This is a genomic window from Microbulbifer taiwanensis, assembly GCF_014904815.1.
Taxonomy (GTDB): Bacteria; Pseudomonadota; Gammaproteobacteria; order Pseudomonadales; family Cellvibrionaceae; genus Microbulbifer; species Microbulbifer taiwanensis.
Window position 1 is genome coordinate 1 of record NZ_JACZFR010000006.1, and the last position, 18,040, is coordinate 18,040.

Consider the following 18,040-nt stretch of genomic DNA (forward strand, 5'->3'; position numbering starts at 1 on the left):
CGAGTGGATTCCCCCCCCCCCGATGCCCGATTAACCGCCCTCCGAGGGGTGCCTGTTTTTTTACGCCAGTCCTTTACGCCGCGCCTGGAAATCTGCTGGCGATGTGTGTCGGTGCTGGTCTCAGGGAGGAGCGTCGGAAAGACGAGCGGGACTGCCTGCAGCCGCACAGTGGCAATAAATACGGGCGCGGGGCAACTCTCTGGTACGACAAGCTTTCGTACTGTTGTGGTGTCTCACGCTGATTCGACCAGGGGCCGACAAGGCCGGCGCGACAGCGATTGACGGGAGCGGGATTTGCATTCTCCAGGTAGTATTTCGGAAAGGCCGTTCCTCGTCGGGCGCCCCCTCTGGCAGCGCAACCGCCTGCTGGACATCTCCCCTTCCCTACAGCTGTTTGGCTGCCTGGTTATTCTGCTCAGTGCATTTATATGGCCGCTGGCGGAAGACTGGGCCGGCCCCCTGGAAATACTGCTGGTACTGGTCACCGGCTGGGGGGTGCTTCGCCACGGCCGCCAACTGCTCCGCGCCCCGGTGGCCTGGCTGTTTGCCGCCTCCATCCTGGTGCAGATACTGTCCTGGGCCGGCGTGCTACTCGAACATCCGCAGTGGGCCGAATCCTCCCCCAAGATGCATCGCCTGGGACACTGGTTCGCCTTTGCCGCCATCGCCTGCTGGCTCGGTGGCAGTACCCGCAACACACTGATGCTATGGCTGCTGGCACTGGTATCGCTGCTGCTGGCCCCCTGGGTAGTCGGCGGCGGCTTCGCCGAGTGGGCGCTGGGCGCCGACGGCCAGCGCATCGATTTCGGGCTGCACAACGCCCAGCACACCGCCATGCTGTTTGGCACCGCACTGATCGGGCTGCTGGTGCTGGCGCCGCGACTGATCCGTACCGCGAAAGGCTTTTCCTCCCCTGCCGTGGCCGTGGCCGGGCTGCTGTGGCTGGCGGCCGTCGCTATCTGCATGCTGGCGGTACTCTACTCCCAGACCCGCGCCGTGTGGCTGGGGCTGCTTGTGGCGGCGCTGTTTCTCTGTGGAGTGGGCCTGCGCGCCGCATTTCTCAAATACGGATCCAACAGCTGGCCGCGCCTGCTGGCTGCGACAGCCCTGTGTATTGCGCTGCTGGGCGCCCTGGGGGCAAGGTTTGGCGATATCGTTGCCGAGCGGCTGGGCTACGAGAGCGACACCATCAACCTGGTGCTGGCGGGGAATATCGAGGCGGCCCCCTACACCAGTACCGGTATCCGCGTGCACTCCTGGATGGAGGCGCTGTCCTGGATACAGGAGCGCCCACTGTTGGGCTGGGGAGGCAAGGGCCGCAGCCTGGTGATAGAGCACTCCGAGTCCATGCCCCGGCACCTGAAAGATACCATCGGGCATCTGCATAACAGCTACCTGGATCTGCAGGTGAACAATGGTCTGCTGGGAAGCCTGCTGTTTCTGGCGCTGCTCATCTGGCTGCTGCGGGCGGCCGTCAGGACCTGGCGGCGGGGCGAACTGCCCGGGGACCTGCTGCTGTTCTTCCTCTGCTTTATCCTCTACTGGCTGGTGACCAACTGCTTCGAGTCCTATCTGTTTTTTGCCAGCGGCAGCTATGTATTCGGGCTGGTGTGCGCCGGGGTGGCGACCCACATTTTGCGGGCCGGTTTTCCTGCCCGCGGAATTGGAAAACAGAAAACTAAACATTAAAAAGGGGCGCCGCGGCGCCCCTCTTCGTTACCTGACTCGTTACCTGGCAGTCTCGGTTACTGCGCAGCCTGCCTCGACGGGCGACCGACACAGTGATACTCGATGCCGTCGCGGGCCAGTTGCTTTGGATCGTAGAGGTTGCGGCCGTCGAAAATCACAGGCTTCTTCAGCCCGCCGGTGACCGCCTTGATGTCGATGGCCTTGAACTGCTGCCACTCGGTGGCGATGATCAGGGCGTCGGCGCCGGCCAGGGCACTCTCCTTGGTGCCGCACAGCTGCAGGTCGCCGCGCACGCCGTAGATACGCTGGCACTCCTCCATCGCCTGCGGGTCGAACGCCTGTACCTTGGCACCGCGCTCCCACAATTGCTCCATCAGCACGCGGCTCGGCGCCTCGCGCATATCGTCGGTGTTGGGTTTGAAGGCCAGGCCCCACAGGGCGAAGGTCTTGCCGGACAGGTCGTCGCCGAAGTGCGCCTCTATCTTGTCCAGTAGGTAGTGTTTCTGCCGGTGGTTGCGCTGCTCCACGGAATTGAGGATATCCGCTGCCAGGCCCAGCTTGCTGGCGGTGGTGATCAGCGCTTTGACGTCCTTGGGGAAACAGGAACCGCCGTAGCCGATACCGGCGTAGATAAACTGGTAGCCGATGCGCGGGTCCGAGCCTATGCCCTGGCGCACCTGCTCGATATCCGCGCCGACACTGTCTGCGATCTCCGCCATCTCGTTCATAAAGCTGATCTTGGTCGCCAGCATGCAGTTGGCCGCGTACTTGGCCAGTTCCGCACTGCGCACGTCCATGGCCATGATCTTTTCGTGGTTGCGGTTGAAGGGCGCGTACAGCTGGCGCAGTGCCTCCTCGGCCTCCCTGCTGTCGGTGCCGATGATGATGCGGTCCGGGCGCGTGCAGTCGGCGACGGCGGAGCCCTCCTTGAGGAATTCCGGATTGGAAACCACATTGAACGGCAGATCCTGCAGGCCGCGCTTATCCAGCGCACTTTTGATGGCCTCGCGCACCTTGTCGGCGGTACCGACAGGTACCGTGGACTTGTTGACCACTACCTTCGGCTCGCCCATATGCTCGGCGATGGTCCTGGCCACGGCCAGCACGTGGCGCAGGTCCGCAGAGCCGTCCTCGTCCGGCGGTGTGCCCACGGCGATAAAGATGATCTCGCCGTGCTCGACACCGGTCCTGGCATCGGTGGTGAATTGCAGATTGCTGGTGGCGATATTGCGCTCCACCAGCTGCGTCAGGCCAGGTTCGTAAATGGGCACCAGGCCCTTCTTCAGCCCCTCGATCTTTCCCTCATCGATATCGATACAGAAGACTTTATGGCCGGCTTCGGCCAGTACCGCCGCCTGAACCAGGCCCACATAGCCGGTGCCAAATACAGTTACATTCATTCGCGTGTCTCAATTCCAGTCGATGGAGTGAATAATGCGTTGTCCGCTGTGAACACCGAGTCGCCGGGCCACCAGGCCGCCGGAATTGTACCCGAGAAGTGTGAAATTTCCTGAACGGGGACTATGCATAGACGGGGCTGGGGTGGAGGAGCTGGGTGTTCGTGGCGCAGCTGTTCCTACTCGCGCGGCAGTCGGCATTATACTGTGCCCCCCCGGGGCTTCAACATAAGTGCCAAGCTGGGCTATGCTTCCGGGCCTTCCCGATAGTTAGAGGCTATTTCCTTGCAATTGACCGTCTGGCGCTTCCTCGACGGCAACCGCGCCCACGAAAAGCAGAGCGCGGCACTGGTGGCCGGCCTGCGCAGCAGCTTTCCCGGCAGCCTCGACTGCTTCGATATTCCCTGTTCGACCTCCATACGCGAGCTGCTGTTTGGCGACCCACCGCAGCTGCGCGAACTGCCGCGGCCGGATTTCCTGATCGGCACCGGTCGCCGCAGTCGCTGGCCGATGCTGGCGGCGCGCAGGCGCTTCGGCGGTCGCGCGGTGGCGATCAACCTGCCGCTGCTGCCGTTCCGCTGGTTCGATATCGCCATAGTGCCGGAGCATGACCGCCCGCCCCCCCTGGCCAATATCATTCTCAGCCAGGGCGCGCTCACCGAGCCGCTGCCGCAGGACAGGATGCAGCCCGGGCGCGGCCTGATTCTGCTGGGTGGGCCCAGCAAGCACTTCGATTGGGATGCCCAGTCGGTGCAACACCAGGTACTGCGGCTGCTGCAGGCGCCGCTCCAGTGGCAGCTGTCCGACAGCCGGCGCACACCGGCGGGTACACTCGGCCGGTTTTCCACTGCCGGGGTGCGGGTCGCCGACTGGCGCGACTGCCCGCCGGGCTGGGTGCAGGAACAGATGGCCGCGGCGGAGCAGATCTGGGTCAGCGAGGACAGTATCTCGATGGTGTTCGAATCGCTGCAGAGCCGCGCGCGGGTAGGGGTTATCCGCACGCCGAGCCGCGGGCGGGCGAACAAGGTGCGCGCCGCGGTGCAGCGGCTGGTGGATCAGGGGTTGGTCACCGACCGGGTAGAGGATGTGGCTGCGCCCTTTGAGTCGGTCCGCGAGCCGCTCAATCAGTATCTGGTCTGCGCGCGGGCGCTGTTGCACCGCTGCGGGCTGCCGGTGCGTTAGCCCGGATATTGCACCGCGGGCCCCGCCCTCGCTTGATCTCTGCACGCTCAGCGCATTTTCGCGGCTGATACGTGCAATAAGCATGCATGTACGCCGCAAAAATACACTGAGCGCACAGATCTCGGCGCGATCATCGCGGCCCGCGATGCATTATCCGGGCTAGTGGGCCATGCGGAAAGTTGTGTAACAGTTCGCGTCGCCAAAGCGCCCAGCTCTGCGTTGAGAAAGCTTGAAATAACGCTGCTATTCCTGCGCTTTCTCGCCTTGATCTGAACGCTTTGGCTGTGCTCCTTTGTTACCGAACTTCCAGCATGGCCCACTAGCGCCTCAGGCCGCGCGCTTCAAACTTGCGCCACGGAATCTTTTTGTCGGAAATTTCCCAATCCACCCGCAGCCACATGCGCTCTATACGGCGCTGGATATAGCGCCCGGCAAAAAAATCGGAAATTTCCGGTAGCGGCAGGAAGGCGGCACTGCCGAGGCCGTCGATCAGGTAGATCACGAGCTGGCCCTGCTCCTCGCGCAGCACCAGGTTGTGTGCGATCAGGTTCTTGGTCAGTACCCTGTTTTGCAAAAGCCAGTCGGCAAAGCGTTGCAGTGCCGCGCGCACCTTATTGTCCAGGCCGTGCTGGTTCAGGTAGTGACGCAGCGTCGGCGCCGCCGCGCCGGAATCGTCCAGGATCAGATCGGTGACTGCGCCCGGTCCGAGGCTCGTTTCCTGTATCCCGTACCAGCGCGGCAGGTGTCGCCACAGGGATTCGTCGTCGCGCTGCAGGGCGCGTTGTGAATAGCCCTCCAGCTCGCGCAGGTTATCGTCGAAATAGTCCTCGCCGCGCCAGCGCTTGTACCAGGGCGCGCGCCCCAGCAACTCTGCCGTGCGTCCCGGGCGCATCACTTTCACGCACAGCTGTGGATCCTGTGGGTGGCAGTAGCAGAAGCGGTTGCCGCCGCTGGCGAAGGGCTCGCTGTTGCTCAGGTCAATCACGGGTGTCCGCTCCCTGCTGTGCCAGCAGCGACTGGTATATCTCGATGGTGCGCTGCGCCTGGGTCCGCAGGGTAAATTCCGCTGTGAGCACAGATTTTGCTGCGGGGCCGTCGAGCAGCGCACTGACCGTCCGGTAGAGAGCCTCCGCATCGGACTTGTCCACCAGCCCCCGGGGAAAGCAGGCGCGCAGGGATTCCGCCGGGCCGCCGATATCGTAGCCGACAATCGGCGTGCCTATGGCTGCAGCCTCGATGACTGTGCGACCGAAGGGTTCGGGGCGCTGGGACAGGTTGAACACCATCGCCGATTGTTTGTACCAGTAGCGAATATCGGCGCGGTGGCCGACAAAGGTGACGCGGTCCGCGATACCGAGATCGCGCACCCGCTGCTTCAGTTCTTCTTCGTAGTGCGCCTTGTTCGGTTCGCTGCCGCCGAGGATTACACCGTGGATATCTGAATAATTCTGTGCGAGGCGCGCCACTAGGTCGATAAAATCCTCCTGTCCCTTCCAGCGCGTCAGGCGCCCGGGCAGCAACAGCCAGCGCTTGTCGCGCAACTGCGGAAATTCCGTGCAGTTCTTTTCCAGCCAGTCCTGCGGCAGTTGCAGTTCGGGATAAAACTCCCGCGTATCCACACCGCGGTAGACAACCTGCGGCGGCCTGCGCAAATCCCCGGGGTAATTCTGCAGCAGGTAGTCGCGCACGCATTCGGAGATGGCAATCACCTGCTCGCTCTTCGCCATGATGGCGCTGTAGCGATTGATCGAGTAGAGGCCGTGGGCGGTACTGACCAGCCTGGGGCGGTTGGTTGCGGGCATTTTTTTCCAGGCCAGGTAGCTCAGCCAGGCCGGTACCCGCGAGCGCACATGCACTATATCCGCGTTCAGTTCGGTGAAGAGCCTGCGCAGCGGGCGCACCTGCCACAGGCTGGCGAGGGACTTTCTGTGGATCGGCAGGGTGATATGGCGCGAGCCCTCGCGCTGCAGCTGCTCGACCATGCGGCCGCCGCTGGAGACAACGATGGACTCGTGCCCGGCCTCCACCAGGGCGCGGGCGAAATCCACGGTGCCGCGTTCAACGCCGCCCGAATTCAAGGCGGGCAGCAGTTGCACTACCTTCAAAGGTTCAACTCCGATATCAGAAGAGGAAAGTTTCCCGTCGATGATATGATGGGCCCGGATTGGGGCGGCCGGACAGGGCGCCCATTATAGGCAGCGGAGCCATATCCCGTACAGGCGACGGCACCGCAATTCCCGTCAACCCGTTTTTATTTGGTTACCTGCAAAGTCGTCGATGCGCACTCTCTACACCTGGTTATTTCGAGCCGCTCTTCCCCTGGTCCTGTTGCGTCTCTGGTGGCGCGGCCGGGTGCAGCCGGAATACCGCCAGCGGTTGCGCGAGCGCATGGGGCGGGTGCCGGCGCGGGCCAGTCGTGCGCCCCTGACCTGGGTACACTCGGTATCGGTGGGGGAGACGCTGGCGGCGGTGCCGGTGATAGAGCAGCTGGCAGCGCGCCACCCGGACTGGCAGTGGCTGGTCACCACCACTACGCCCACCGGTTCCGAGCGGGTGCGGGCGGCATTGAAGCCCCTGCTCGGCGGGCGGCTGCTGCACTACTACCTGCCCTACGACCTGCCCGAGTGCCTGGGGCCATTTCTCGATGCGCTGCGCCCGGACAGGCTGGTGATTATCGAAACCGAACTTTGGCCCAACCTTCTCTCTATCTGCGCAAGGCGAAGCATTCCCACGCTGCTGGCCAACGCGCGCCTCAGTGAAAAATCCGCGCGGGGCTATGGGCGCTTCCCCCGATTGACGAAGGCCATGCTCGGTAACCTGAGTCGCGTTGTGGCCCAGTATCCCGCCGACGCCGAGCGCTTCGTGGCGCTGGGGCTGCCGCCGGAGCGGGTAACGGCCAGCGGCAATATCAAGTTCGACCTGAGTATCGACCCGGGCCTGGAAAGCGAGGCCCAGGCGGTGGCGCACCAGTGGCGCGGCCGCAGCGGGCGGAAGGTGTGGCTGGCGGCCAGCACCCACTCGGGGGAGGAGGAAATAGTCCTGGATGCGCTGGCGCAGCTGCGGGCGGAATTTCCCGGTCTGTTGCTGGTACTGGTGCCGCGCCACCCGCAGCGCTTCGACAGCGTCGCACGCCTGTGCCGCGAGCGCGGCTTCAAGCTGCTGCGTCGCAGCAGCGGCGGCCTGCCGCAACCGGAACACCAGATACTGCTCGGCGACACCATGGGCGAGCTGTTGAAATTCTATGGCGCCTGCGATGTGGCTTTTGTCGGCGGCAGCCTGGTGCCGGTCGGCGGGCACAATATGATCGAGCCGGCCGCCTGGGGGATACCGGTGGCCTGCGGTCCGCACCTGCACAATTTTGCCACCGTGGCGGAATTGCTGTCACGGGCGGGCGCTATGGCCGTGGTGGAGGATGCCGAACAGCTGGCGGACGAGCTGGAGGGCTGGCTGAACAGTGACGGCGAGCGGCACAGCGCCGGCGCGCGCGGCCGGGAGGTCGCGGAGGAGAACAGCGGTGCGCTGCAGCGGTTGCTGGATGAAATAGAAGGTGTGGCAGCTGGTCGGTGATGGATGGCCGGCGGCCGTAGCCGCCGACCAGTGACCGCTTACTTGACCGGTGCCGCAGTGGCGCTGGCCTCTGCGACCCGAGTCACCGGCACCGCAGGATTCAGCTTGACCTCCAGTTGCTGCAGGTCGTCCGGTGCCAGTAGACCCGCCACCCGCTTCAGGCTCAGGGTGTTGAGGATGTAGTCGTAGAGGGCATTGGCATAGTCGGTCTGGTTCTGGAACAGGGTGCGCTGGGCCAGCAACACGTCGACGATATTGCGTGTGCCCACCTCGTAACCGGCGCGGGTCGCGTCCAGGGCGCTCCTGGCGGAAATCACCGCCTGTTCGCGGGCCCGAACCCGGGATACATCGGTTACCACGGCGCGGTGCAGTGTGCGGGTGTTTTGCACCGTGTCGCGCTCGGCCAGATTGCTCAGGTCCTCGGCCTGGAAGGCCTGGTTGCGCGCCTCGCGGCGGCTGGCACTGAGACGGCCGCCGGTGTAAATGGGCATCTCTAGTGTAATGGCCGCTATCGTGGTTTCTCTACTGGTGTCCACAGGTTGGGATGAGCGTTCTTCTCTACCCAGCGTGGGGAAAGTCAGAGTCGAGCTTGTATCCCCGTCTTCCTCGAGGTTTCGGTAAGTCACCGAACCTGTCAGGGTCGGCAGGTGCTCACTGGCGGCGGCGCGGGCACCGTAGCGGGCACCATCGGCGGCCAGGCGCGCGGCCTTGAGATCGAAATTGTTGGCCAGGGCGAAGTCCACCCAGGCGGCGCGCTCTACCGGCTCCGGCGGTGCCACTTTAAAGCTCTGGACCAGAGGCGCGACATTGTCGTGATGCGTGCCGGTGAGAACCGACAGGGCGTCGAAATTGCTCAGCAGGTTGTCCTGGGCAGTCAGGCGGCGCGCAACGGCGCTGTCGTAGGCGGCCTGGGAGTCGTAGACATCGGTGATCGCGGTCAGGCCCACCTCAAAGCGCTGCTGGGTCTGCTCCAGCTGCTTGGCCAGTGCCTCCTCCTCGGCGATGGCGGCTTCCAGCACATCGTGAGCGCGCAGCACATCGAAATAGGCGGTGGCCACGCGCAGCATCATTTCCTGCTGGTTGGCGCTGAATTCCGCCGCGGCCTGTTCGCTGACCTTTTTGCCCTGTTTGTAGCCAAACCAGGCGGGCATATCAAAAATGGCCTGGTCCAGTCTGGCACTGTAGATACGGCCGTCTACATCGCTGTCCCCTACGGTCCTGGTATCGACCAGACCGAAGAGATCGTCGAACTGGGTGCCGATAGTGTCAAAATCGGTTTTGGTTCTGTTGACCTCTGCGCTGGCATTGATCTGTGGCAGCAGCGCAGAGCGGCCCAGGTTCTTCGCCTCCAGGCCCGCGTGGTAAGCGGCGCGGTCGGCGGCCAGCTGCTGGTCGTTGTCCAGTGCCTGCAGGTAGATCTCCCACAGGGTGTCGGCCTGGGCCTGCATGGCACCGAGTCCCAGTAAGGCGGCGGCCAGTGGAGCCTTCAGCGCGGTGGCAATAGGAGCCCTCAGCGCGGCTGTAAAATAAGTTTTCAGCGGGCGCAATTGTCTGCCTCGCGATTCTGAGCAATCACTTCTTTTCATCTGTTTCAACTTCCTGTGGCGGGTGCGGTCTTAAAGCTTCAGCTTTGCCGTTCGGGGTATGTCCCAGTCGATCTGGAGAACTTATTGGCCCCCTGAACTCTCAAAGTGAGAAATGCTGCCAGTCTCCCCAAAAGCAGTCGCGAGAGTGTACCCGTGGGCCGCATGGCCGTCGAGGCGACGCTTGCGGCTTTTTGGTATATCTTCGTTAAACCGACGCGAATGTGCGGTTACTGGCGAACGTCCGGCAATTACGCTGCGGCTGTGGATATGGCCGCGACGCAATATTTCAATAGACGCGCTCGCAACCTGTTTGGATGCGGCAATCATCGTGCAGAAAAAGGCAAGGATTTCCCGGCGTATGCAAGACGGGCGAAATGAGGCAGCGACACCCTGGCAGCGCGCCTGTCACGAGTGCGACCTGCTGCTGGCGAAAGCAGTGGCACCGACCGGTCAGAAACTGGTGTGCCCGCGCTGCAATGCCACCCTGCACCGCAAGGCAAAACACGGTATCCGTTATACCGCGGCCCTGAGCCTTACCGGATTGTTGCTGTTTATTCCCGCGGCATCGTTGCCGCTGCTGCAATTTTCCCTATTCGCCTTCGGTGCGGAAAACACCCTGTTGAACGGCGTCATGTCCCTGTTCGACGCCGGTTATTACTGGCTGTCGTCACTGGTGCTTTTCTGCAGCGTACTGGCGCCACTGTGGAAATTCCTGTTACTGGCTTTTGTTTGCTGGGGCAGCAACTGGGCTTTTCTCGATCGCCCTGTTGCGGCCTCGGTGCGCTGGTATCAGCACCTGAAAGAGTGGGGCATGCTGGACGTATATATGCTCGGGATACTGGTGGCGCTGGTGAAAATGAGCGACCTGGGCAAGATGGAGATAGAGCCGGGCCTCTATTGTTTTGTGGCCATGATGTTGATCGCCAACCTGACCACACTCAGTTTCGATCCCGAGGCGATCTGGGAGCGTATTGCCCATCGGCGAGCGCTTCGCATTGCGGCTGCGGCCCCTGGGGGTTCGACGTGAGACGCCCGCACAAGGCACTGCAGCAGGGACTCACCGCCTGTCTCTGCTGTCACAAGCTGGTGACACTGCCGGCGTCCGGCCGCTGCATCTGCCCGCGCTGCGGTGCCAGGGTACACGGGCGTATCGACGGCAGCCTGATGCTGACCTGGGCCCTGACCATCACCGGCGCACTGTTGTTATTACCCGCCAATATCCTGCCAATCATGACGGTCATCTACCTGGGCTCCGGTGAGCCCAGCACCATAATCAGCGGCGTGATGCAGCTGTATAACGCCGGCCTCTGGGGCATAGCGCTGATTGTCTTCGTCGCCAGCATTGCGGTTCCGGTAATGAAGCTCGTGGGGCTGGCACTGCTGCTGGTGCAGATCCAGCTGCGCCTGCCGCTGATTCCGCTGCAGGCGATGAGGCTCTATCGGGTGGTTTCCGGTATCGGTCGCTGGTCGCTGCTGGACCTGTTCATGATTTCCATTCTGGTGGCGCTGGTGGATATGGGGGCCATAGCCCAGGTCGAGGCCGGTCCCGGCAGCACCGCCTTTGCCACCGTGGTGGTGGTCACCATGATGGCAGCGCGCAGCTTCGATCCGCGCCTGATCTGGGATATCTACGACGAGAATCTGGAAGTGGAAGCCGAAAGCGAGAACAAGGGAGTCGCCGGGAATGGCTGAAGGCTTGCCCCAGGGAGAGGGATCCGGCGAAAGCGGACCCCAGCAGGGACTGGTAAGGACCAGTCGCGGCCTGCCGCTGGTGTGGATTCTGCCGCTGATTGCCGCGCTGATCGCCGTGTGGCTGCTGTACCGGGATTTTACCCAGGGCGATATCAAGGCCACCATCCTGTTCCGCTCCGGCGACGGCCTGGTCAAGGGCAAGACGGTGGTGAAGTACTCCGGCGTCGATATCGGTGTGGTGCGGGATTTTCGCCTGGTGCCCCAGGCCGAGGGCCTGAATGGCGAGGATGGCGTGCTGGCGGAGGTGGACTTCAACCGCAGCGCCGAGCACCTGCTGGTGGAGGGCACCGACTTCTGGGTGGTCAAACCGGAGTTCACGATTACCGGGGTGCGCGGCCTGGAGACACTGGTGTCGGGCAACTATATCGCCGTCGAACCCGGCAGCGGCGAACGCAAGCGCAAGTTCACGGCCCTGGACAGGCCGCCGGCCTTTGTGCGCGGCGATGGCCTGCGCGTGGTATTGAAGGCGCCCAGGCTCGGCTCGCTGAACCGCGGTTCGCCGGTCTACTACCGCCAGCTGCGGGTCGGCCAGGTGGAGGATTTCAGCCTCAGTGAGGATGCCGGCCGGGTAGAGATAAACCTGTTTATCCGCCGCGAGTACGCTCACCTGGTGCACCGCGGCAGTCGCTTCTGGAACAGTTCCGGGCTCTCCGTCGAGGGCGGCATCGGCGGCATCACGGTCAACATGGAATCCCTCGCCGCGCTGGTGGCCGGCGGTGTCAGCTTTCACACTCCCGAGGCGCAGCGCCAGTCGCCACTGGCGGTCAACGGTACCGAATACAAACTGTTCAAGAGTTTTGCCGCCGCCGATGCCGGCATTCCGGTGACCCTCAATTTCGACCGCGGCATCAATGTCACCGCCGGCACCACCAGGGTCTACTACCAGGGGATCCAGGTGGGCGAAGTGAGCGGCGCCAAGGCCAGCCGCCAGATGGACGGCATGGAAGTGCGTGTGCTGATGGACCCGATCACCGACGACCTGCTCAGCGAGAATACCCGTTTCTGGCTGGCGCCGCCGACCCTGGATTTCACCAGCGGCCTCGACGACCTGCTCAAGGGCAACCGTATCGAGGTGGACCTGCGCCGCGGCCAGCGCTCCCAGCGCACCTTCGACGCGCGCGCCTCGGCGCCGCCGATGGACCCCCGTGTGCCCGGCCTGCACCTGCGCCTGACGGCGCGCAATCCCGGCTCCCTGCAGCGAGGCGCCTCGGTCTATTACCGGCGCATCGAAGTGGGCACAGTGCAGGGAATGGAGCTGCGCGAGGGGGGTGACGGCGTCGAGGTCTATGTGGTGATAGAGCCGCGCTACGCGCACCTGGTCAACAGGGAATCCCGTTTCTGGAATGTCAGCGGCCTGCGCGCCACGGCCAGCCTGAGCGGCATAGAGGTGGAGGCCGACTCGCTGCTGTCGCTGGTGCGCGGCGGTATTGCCTTCGGCAGCCCCGCGCGCGCGCGGGAAAACGCCGCGCCGGCACGCAGTGGGGAGCGCTTCCCGCTCTACAGCAGTCGCGAGGCGGCGCTGGAGGAGGGAGTGCAGATACAGATATCGCTACCGGATGCCGAGGGCCTCAAGGAGGGCTCGCCGCTGCGCTACCGGGGTATCCAGGTGGGCGAGATCACCCGCCTGCGCCTGGAGCGGGACCTGACCTCGGTGCGCGCCCGCGCCAAGCTCTACCACCGCGGCGAGCACTTCGCCCGCGAGGGCACGCGTATCTGGGTGGTGTCGCCACAACTGGGCATCAGCAAGGTGGCCAACCTGGATACCCTGATCACGGGCCGCTACCTGGCGCTGGAGCCGGGCACCGGTGCGGAGAAGACCGAGTTCGTCGCCCTGGCGGAGCCGCCAAAAGAAGACCTGGCGGACACCATGAGCCGCCCCGGGCTGACGGTGATTCTCGACGCGGCGCGGCGCGGTTCCCTGGTCGCGGGCAGTCCCGTCTACTACCGCCAGGTGCAGGTGGGCGAGGTAACCGGCTTCGCGCTGGGGGAACTGGCGGACCGGGTTTACATCTATGTACATATCCAGCCGTGCTATCGTCCCCTGGTGCGCGAACACACGGTGTTCTGGAACGCCAGCGGCGTGGAAGTGAATTTCGGCCTCAAGACCGGCCTCAAGATCAATACCGAGTCCACCCAGGCGCTGCTCGCCGGTGGTCTCACCTTTGCGACACCGGAGCCGCCGCAGATGGGTTTCGAGGTGGAATCGGGCAGCCATTTCCCGCTCTATCCCGAGGCCGAACCGGAGTGGTACAGCTGGAGTCCTAAAATAGAGATTTGCAGTGCCGAGCCGGCCAAGTAGGGTCGAAATACAACGAGAGAAGTAAGGGAGTAACTATGCGATCAATTCTGATGGGCCTGTTCGGGCTGCTGCTCGCCGGCTGCCAGGACATGGATGTGCAGCGCGTCCAGCAGGGTGCTGCTCCGGTGGCGTTTTCCACCTATGCCTGGGGCGAGGCGGCACTGAGCGATGTGCCGGAGGCCTCGGCGCAGCTGGTGGAGCTGGATGAAGAGATGCGCGCGGCGGTGACCGCCGAGCTGCGCGCGCGGGGCTACCGCGAAGTGACGGAGGCGGCGCGCGCGGACATGCTGGTGGACTACCAGGTGGCGGTGGTGGAGGAGCATTTCTCCGGCGACCCGAGCAATCCCAGTTGGGATGCCCAGTTCGATGCCAACGCCCCCCAGGATGTGGTGGAGTTGCCGTCGCGCACCGGTGCACCGCGCGTCACCGTGAGCCTGGGAATCGGTCGCGCCGGCGGTGCGCCCATCTGGGGCGGCAGCGCCACCAAGCTGCTGACCCGCCCGGAGAGCGCCCAGGAGCGCCAGCGCATTATCGGCGCGGCGGTGCGGGAGCTATTGAAGGATCTGCCGGCGGCTTACTGAAAACGATAATGTATCTCTAATCTCGTAAGCCTGCTTCTCGCTGTAGGGTGCGCCGTGCGCACCAACCCAAGCCTGGCGCAGGTTTAGAGTCTTTCGGTGCGCACGGCGCACCCTACGGTTGCAATTTATAGAGTTGCCCAATAAGGAAAACTTCTTCGGTACGGATGCCGGATCTTCAGCCATTCAGTATTGGGAGTGAGAGGCATGAGTGCCATTTTACGGGCCGGCGTTACGGCCCTGATCGTGTTGATTCTGGCGGGCTGTGTGTCCGCGCCGCCGGTTGCGGTGGACTACGATTCCCAGGCGGATTTTTCCAGCCTGCACAGCTACTACCTGCTCGATCCCCTGGCCACGGGGCCCGTATCGCCGCTGGAAATCAAGCGTGTGAAGCGGGCGGCGGACGATATGCTGCGCCGGCGCTATATGTCGGCCGACAGTCCCGAGAGCGCGGACTTCCTGGTGCGCGTGCAACTGAATTCAGTGGATAAGGTCGCTGTCTACGAGGACCACCTGGATCTCTACGGCGGCTACCGCTACTGGGGGTTCGGCTGGCGCGCACCGCTGCAGGTGCGGCAATACCGGGAGAGCACCCTGGTGATGGATGTGATGTCGACGGACAATTCGCCCCTGTGGACTGGCAGCCTGCGCTCTGCTGTTACCCGCCTGGACGATCCTGTGCAAAAGCAACAGAGATTGCGGGAGGAAATGGGGTTGTTACTGAGCCGCTTTCCGCCCAATTAAGCTCTTTCTCGCGGACAAACCCATGTAGGAGCGGCGGATGGCCGCCCCACCGCTCCTACAGGTCGCATCCTTAACTGCGGGATGATCTAGAGTTCGCGCCTTTTCGCCATCAGCTGCTGATACAGCTCGATATAGGCATCGACGATATGCTGTCGCGAATAGCCCTTCGCGTACACCTCTGCCGCGCCCTCGATCAGGCTCTGGCGCAGTTCCGGGTTGTCCAGCACTGATTTGATCGCCTGCGCCAGCGCATCGGCGTCGTCGATGGGGGTGATCAGTCCGCTGAGGCCGTCGGTAATGGCCTCACCGGGCCCCTGGGAGTTGGTCGCCACTATCGGGCAGCGGTGCGCCCAGGACTCCATGACGATGGAGCCCAGCCCCTCGTGGCGCGATGGGCACACGAATAGATCGGCGGTCCGCATCAGCGACGTCACATCATTGCGCCAGCCGAGGAAGCGCACCCGCTCGTCCAGGCCCAGCTTGTTGCACAGGGCCTTGAGGTTTTTCTCCTCGGGGCCTGTGCCGGCGAGCCACAGCATTGCGTCGGGAATCTGCACCAGGGAGTGCAGCAGTACGTCGAAGGCCTTGTTCTCGTGCAGGCGGCCGGCGGCCAGTATCAGCGGCCTGTCTTCCGGTGTGTCGAAGCTGTTTCTGGGCAGCGGTTCCACCGGTGTCTCGTCGGCGAAATTGGGGATGTGGAAGATGCGCTCCCTGGGAAAACCGCCGTCAATCATGTGCTGGCAGATACCCTTGCTGATCCCGACCCAGTAATCCGCGTGGTTGTAGTATTTCAGGTTGTAGTAGTGCCCCAGGCGGTTCACCAGCAGGTAGTCGTCGGAGTGGGGGGTGATGATACTGGCGCGTCCCATCCAGGTCATCACGATATCCGGCCGCCAGCTGCTGAGGGACTTGCGGTAAGCCTTGCGGCCGAGAAAATCCAGCTTGCCGCCGAACTTGAATCCCTCGGTTTCCACGCCGTTGTTGCGCAGCGACTGGACCCGGTGATCGTGATTGCGGATAAACGCCTTCTCATCAATTTGCGGCCGCTCGTTGAGGCCGCTGACCAGGCGCACGAAGAAGTTTTCCGCTCCGCCGTGCTCCGCCCCGGCCAGGACCTGGGCCACTCGAATTGGCTTGTCGTTCATAGTCGATCGTATCTGTGTTTATTGTCCGGCGGCGCTACTTGAGCGTGCCGTCCAGATTGATATCGCGCGCCCACACATAGTCGTGGCTGAAGGGCTGCAGGGTCGAGGCCTCGACAATGTACTGCGCGTAGAGTTTCGAATTCATTTCCGACTGGAAAAAATCCCGCGCGCGTGCGGCCCAGTCCTGGCGCTTGGCGTCGTCGTTGTGGAATTCGCGGATCTTCGCCAGCAGGTCCTGTTCGTCACTGAAGTAGACGGCGCTCTCCGGCGGCAGCAGTTGGTCGAAGTGCAGCTTGTCACTGGTGAATTGCAGGATGCCGTTACCGGCCAGCTGTGCCATGCGCGCGGACGAGTACCAGTAGTGGGTGTCCTGGCGATTGAAATTCAGGCCCATCTTGGTCTGCGCCAGGGCGCGGTCGTAGTCGCGCCCCCACACCGGCGCCTCGCCGAAACTGCCGTAGGTCTTGAAGTTCAGTTCTTCGCCGAGTGCGTCTTTCAGGTTCTTGACCATCTGCAGGCGCTTGGTGAAATTGTTGCTGTTGCTGCAAAACAGCAGATCGATGGGCAGGTCGGTGCGCCGGGCGTTGTCCAGGTTCTCGATCGAGGGGTCCACCGGATTGGGCATATGGTAGACGCGCGCACCCTTTCCCCTCGAGCCGCCGCCCTCGAATATCTTCAGCTCGCGCCGGCCGGTGGAGACAAAGATTGCGTCGACCACTTCCGCGCGGTACTTGATACGCTCCACGTTGCTGGGCACGAACAGCGGGTCGTTGTTGCAGTGGGCAATGGTGCAGTTCGGCAGTTGCCGCTTGATCACCTGCAGGGTGTCGTTGCCGATCATGTCGCAGTGCCCGGCGATGACCAGGTCGGGCTCGAAGGCCTCGACGGTTTCCAGCAGGCGCCGGTTGGCCTTCTTTACGCCCAGGTCGCGGATACCCAGCGGCGCCTCGAAGGCGGCCACATCGCGGTCGCTGAAGACCTGGGTATAGTGGTCGTTCTTGATCAGGCCAAAAGTCAGCTTCTGCGCCCAGCTGACCCGGGTCTTGCCGTAGCGGCGCAGTTGCTGGTAGGCAATATTGAGCACTCTCATAAGGTGCCTTCTCTATACATACAGGGAAAAAATGGAATAGGGTGGTTTGTGTGGCCGTTGAGTCAAAGCTGTACCAGCGAGTGCTCAGGGCCGTTTTTAGCAGCGCTCAGGGTCGTTTCTAGCAGCGCTCAGGGCTGCTTATACCAACGCTCAGGGCTGTTTCAGTGGGCGCAGAGTATAGCAGCTGCCCGGCGGCGATATAGCCCCATGACAGCGACGTCGCCGCGCCGCCAGTTCAATGAGATGCGATAATGAAGAAGAGAGATACAGAAAACGATCTGTCCCCCGAGTTTACCCGCGGTGCGGTGGATATCATTTCCCGCACGCCGGTTTTCCAGGGGTTTTTCACCATGCTGCGCCTGCGGCTGCGCCACCGGTTGTTTCGCGGTGGCTGGAGCGGCGAATTCGAGCGCGAGCTGTTCGTGCGCGACCCGGCGGTGGGAGTGCTGCTCTACGATCCCCACAATGACCTGGTGGGGCTCACAGAGCAGTTCCGCGTCGGTGCCCTGGAGCGCCCCGGCGGCCCCTGGTGCCTGGAAGTGGTCGCGGGTATGGTGGAGGCAGGCGAGTCCCTAGAGGATGTCGCCAGGCGCGAGGTGCTCGAGGAGGCCGGTCAGGAGGTGGAGCAGCTGCACTTTGTCCGCAGCTATATGCCCAGTCCCGGCGGCAGCTCGGAGCGCCTGCATCTCTACTGTGCGCTGGTGGACCTGAGCGATGCGGAGGGACACTTCGGCCTCGAGCACGAGAACGAGGATATCCGCCTGCGGGTATTCCCGCGGCAGGCGGTCGTGGATTCGATGGAACAGGAGGGTCCGGCCGGGAGCGGTCCGGCCGGGAGCGGTCCCGAGGGCTGCCCGATCGACAACGCGGCCACGGTCATCTGCATGCAGTGGCTGCAGCTGAACCGGGAAAAACTGACCGCGGAAACGGCCGCGGGCTAACCGGTCACCGAGGATTTCACTCATTTGCCCGCGAGGCGCACAAACTGAGATCTGAATCACGGCGACAATA

At 63.3% G+C, this 18,040-nt stretch carries 16 protein-coding genes; 10 read left to right on the forward strand and 6 right to left on the reverse strand.

Annotated elements, in window-relative coordinates; translation table 11 throughout:
• The first annotated feature begins 294 nt into the window (after nucleotides 1-294).
• Entirely contained in the window at nucleotides 295-1,689 is a 1,395-nt protein-coding gene (locus IG627_RS00865; protein WP_193189258.1) for an O-antigen ligase family protein, read from the forward strand.
• Nucleotides 1,690-1,745: 56 nt separating this feature from the next.
• Here the strand turns inward: IG627_RS00865 and IG627_RS00870 are convergent, their stop codons facing one another.
• Nucleotides 1,746-3,089: a UDP-glucose dehydrogenase family protein gene (locus IG627_RS00870; protein WP_193189259.1), complete on the reverse strand. Its 1,344-nt coding sequence runs from the start codon at nucleotides 3,087-3,089 to the stop codon at nucleotides 1,746-1,748.
• A gap of 282 nt (nucleotides 3,090-3,371) precedes the next feature.
• Here IG627_RS00870 and IG627_RS00875 point away from each other — a divergent pair, with 282 nt between their 5' ends.
• Nucleotides 3,372-4,268 carry an ELM1/GtrOC1 family putative glycosyltransferase gene (locus IG627_RS00875; RefSeq protein ID WP_226864578.1) on the forward strand — a complete coding sequence of 299 codons (897 nt, stop codon included), beginning with the start codon at nucleotides 3,372-3,374 and terminating at the stop codon, nucleotides 4,266-4,268.
• A gap of 319 nt (nucleotides 4,269-4,587) precedes the next feature.
• On the opposite strand, the gene IG627_RS00880 is transcribed toward IG627_RS00875, so the two are convergent.
• Together IG627_RS00880 and IG627_RS00885 are read right to left on the reverse strand one after the other, a co-directional pair.
• The gene (locus IG627_RS00880; RefSeq protein WP_193189260.1) at nucleotides 4,588-5,253 is read right to left on the reverse strand and encodes a YrbL family protein; all 666 of its coding nucleotides are present in this window, start codon (nucleotides 5,251-5,253) and stop codon (nucleotides 4,588-4,590) included.
• On the reverse strand, nucleotides 5,246-6,364 hold the full coding sequence (locus tag IG627_RS00885; protein WP_319024472.1) for a glycosyltransferase family 4 protein: 1,119 nt from the start codon (nucleotides 6,362-6,364) through the stop codon (nucleotides 5,246-5,248). The genes IG627_RS00880 and IG627_RS00885 overlap by 8 nt, the downstream gene beginning before the upstream one ends.
• 181 nt (nucleotides 6,365-6,545) lie before the next feature.
• On the opposite strand from IG627_RS00885, the gene waaA reads away from it, so the two are divergent.
• A complete protein-coding gene (gene waaA, locus IG627_RS00890) occupies nucleotides 6,546-7,835 on the forward strand; it encodes a lipid IV(A) 3-deoxy-D-manno-octulosonic acid transferase (protein ID WP_193189262.1) in 1,290 nt (429 codons plus the stop codon).
• A gap of 38 nt (nucleotides 7,836-7,873) precedes the next feature.
• On the opposite strand, the gene IG627_RS00895 is transcribed toward waaA, so the two are convergent.
• Nucleotides 7,874-9,283: a TolC family outer membrane protein gene (locus tag IG627_RS00895; RefSeq protein WP_226864579.1), complete on the reverse strand. Its 1,410-nt coding sequence runs from the start codon at nucleotides 9,281-9,283 to the stop codon at nucleotides 7,874-7,876.
• Between the two features lie 291 nt (nucleotides 9,284-9,574).
• Here IG627_RS00895 and IG627_RS00900 point away from each other — a divergent pair, with 291 nt between their 5' ends.
• The 6 genes from IG627_RS00900 to IG627_RS00925 all read left to right on the forward strand — a co-directional run bounded on the left by IG627_RS00900 (nucleotide 9,575) and on the right by IG627_RS00925 (nucleotide 14,794).
• Nucleotides 9,575-9,799 (forward strand): hypothetical protein, encoded by a 225-nt coding sequence (locus IG627_RS00900; RefSeq protein ID WP_193189264.1) that lies wholly within the window; start codon nucleotides 9,575-9,577, stop codon nucleotides 9,797-9,799.
• Nucleotides 9,780-10,448, forward strand: coding sequence for a paraquat-inducible protein A (locus IG627_RS00905; RefSeq protein ID WP_193189265.1), 669 nt, complete (start codon nucleotides 9,780-9,782; stop codon nucleotides 10,446-10,448). Before IG627_RS00900 ends, IG627_RS00905 begins: the two co-directional genes overlap by 20 nt.
• Complete coding sequence (locus tag IG627_RS00910; protein WP_193189266.1) at nucleotides 10,445-11,113, forward strand: paraquat-inducible protein A; 669 nt, start codon at nucleotides 10,445-10,447, stop codon at nucleotides 11,111-11,113. Before IG627_RS00905 ends, IG627_RS00910 begins: the two co-directional genes overlap by 4 nt.
• A complete protein-coding gene (locus IG627_RS00915) occupies nucleotides 11,106-13,472 on the forward strand; it encodes a PqiB family protein (RefSeq protein WP_193189267.1) in 2,367 nt (788 codons plus the stop codon). Before IG627_RS00910 ends, IG627_RS00915 begins: the two co-directional genes overlap by 8 nt.
• Nucleotides 13,473-13,507: 35 nt before the next feature.
• Nucleotides 13,508-14,053 carry a DUF4136 domain-containing protein gene (locus tag IG627_RS00920; protein ID WP_193189268.1) on the forward strand — a complete coding sequence of 182 codons (546 nt, stop codon included), beginning with the start codon at nucleotides 13,508-13,510 and terminating at the stop codon, nucleotides 14,051-14,053.
• A 204-nt stretch (nucleotides 14,054-14,257) separates the two neighbouring features.
• Complete coding sequence (locus IG627_RS00925; protein ID WP_193189269.1) at nucleotides 14,258-14,794, forward strand: DUF4136 domain-containing protein; 537 nt, start codon at nucleotides 14,258-14,260, stop codon at nucleotides 14,792-14,794.
• An 86-nt stretch (nucleotides 14,795-14,880) separates the two neighbouring features.
• On the opposite strand, the gene IG627_RS00930 is transcribed toward IG627_RS00925, so the two are convergent.
• A complete protein-coding gene (locus IG627_RS00930) occupies nucleotides 14,881-15,939 on the reverse strand; it encodes a glycosyltransferase (RefSeq protein ID WP_193189270.1) in 1,059 nt (352 codons plus the stop codon).
• 34 nt (nucleotides 15,940-15,973) lie between these two features.
• Nucleotides 15,974-17,029, reverse strand: coding sequence for a glycosyltransferase family protein (locus tag IG627_RS00935; RefSeq protein ID WP_193189271.1), 1,056 nt, complete (start codon nucleotides 17,027-17,029; stop codon nucleotides 15,974-15,976).
• A gap of 251 nt (nucleotides 17,030-17,280) precedes the next feature.
• On the opposite strand from IG627_RS00935, the gene IG627_RS00940 reads away from it, so the two are divergent.
• Nucleotides 17,281-17,970 carry an NUDIX domain-containing protein gene (locus tag IG627_RS00940; RefSeq protein WP_193189272.1) on the forward strand — a complete coding sequence of 230 codons (690 nt, stop codon included), beginning with the start codon at nucleotides 17,281-17,283 and terminating at the stop codon, nucleotides 17,968-17,970.
• The last annotated feature ends 70 nt before the right edge of the window (nucleotides 17,971-18,040 follow it).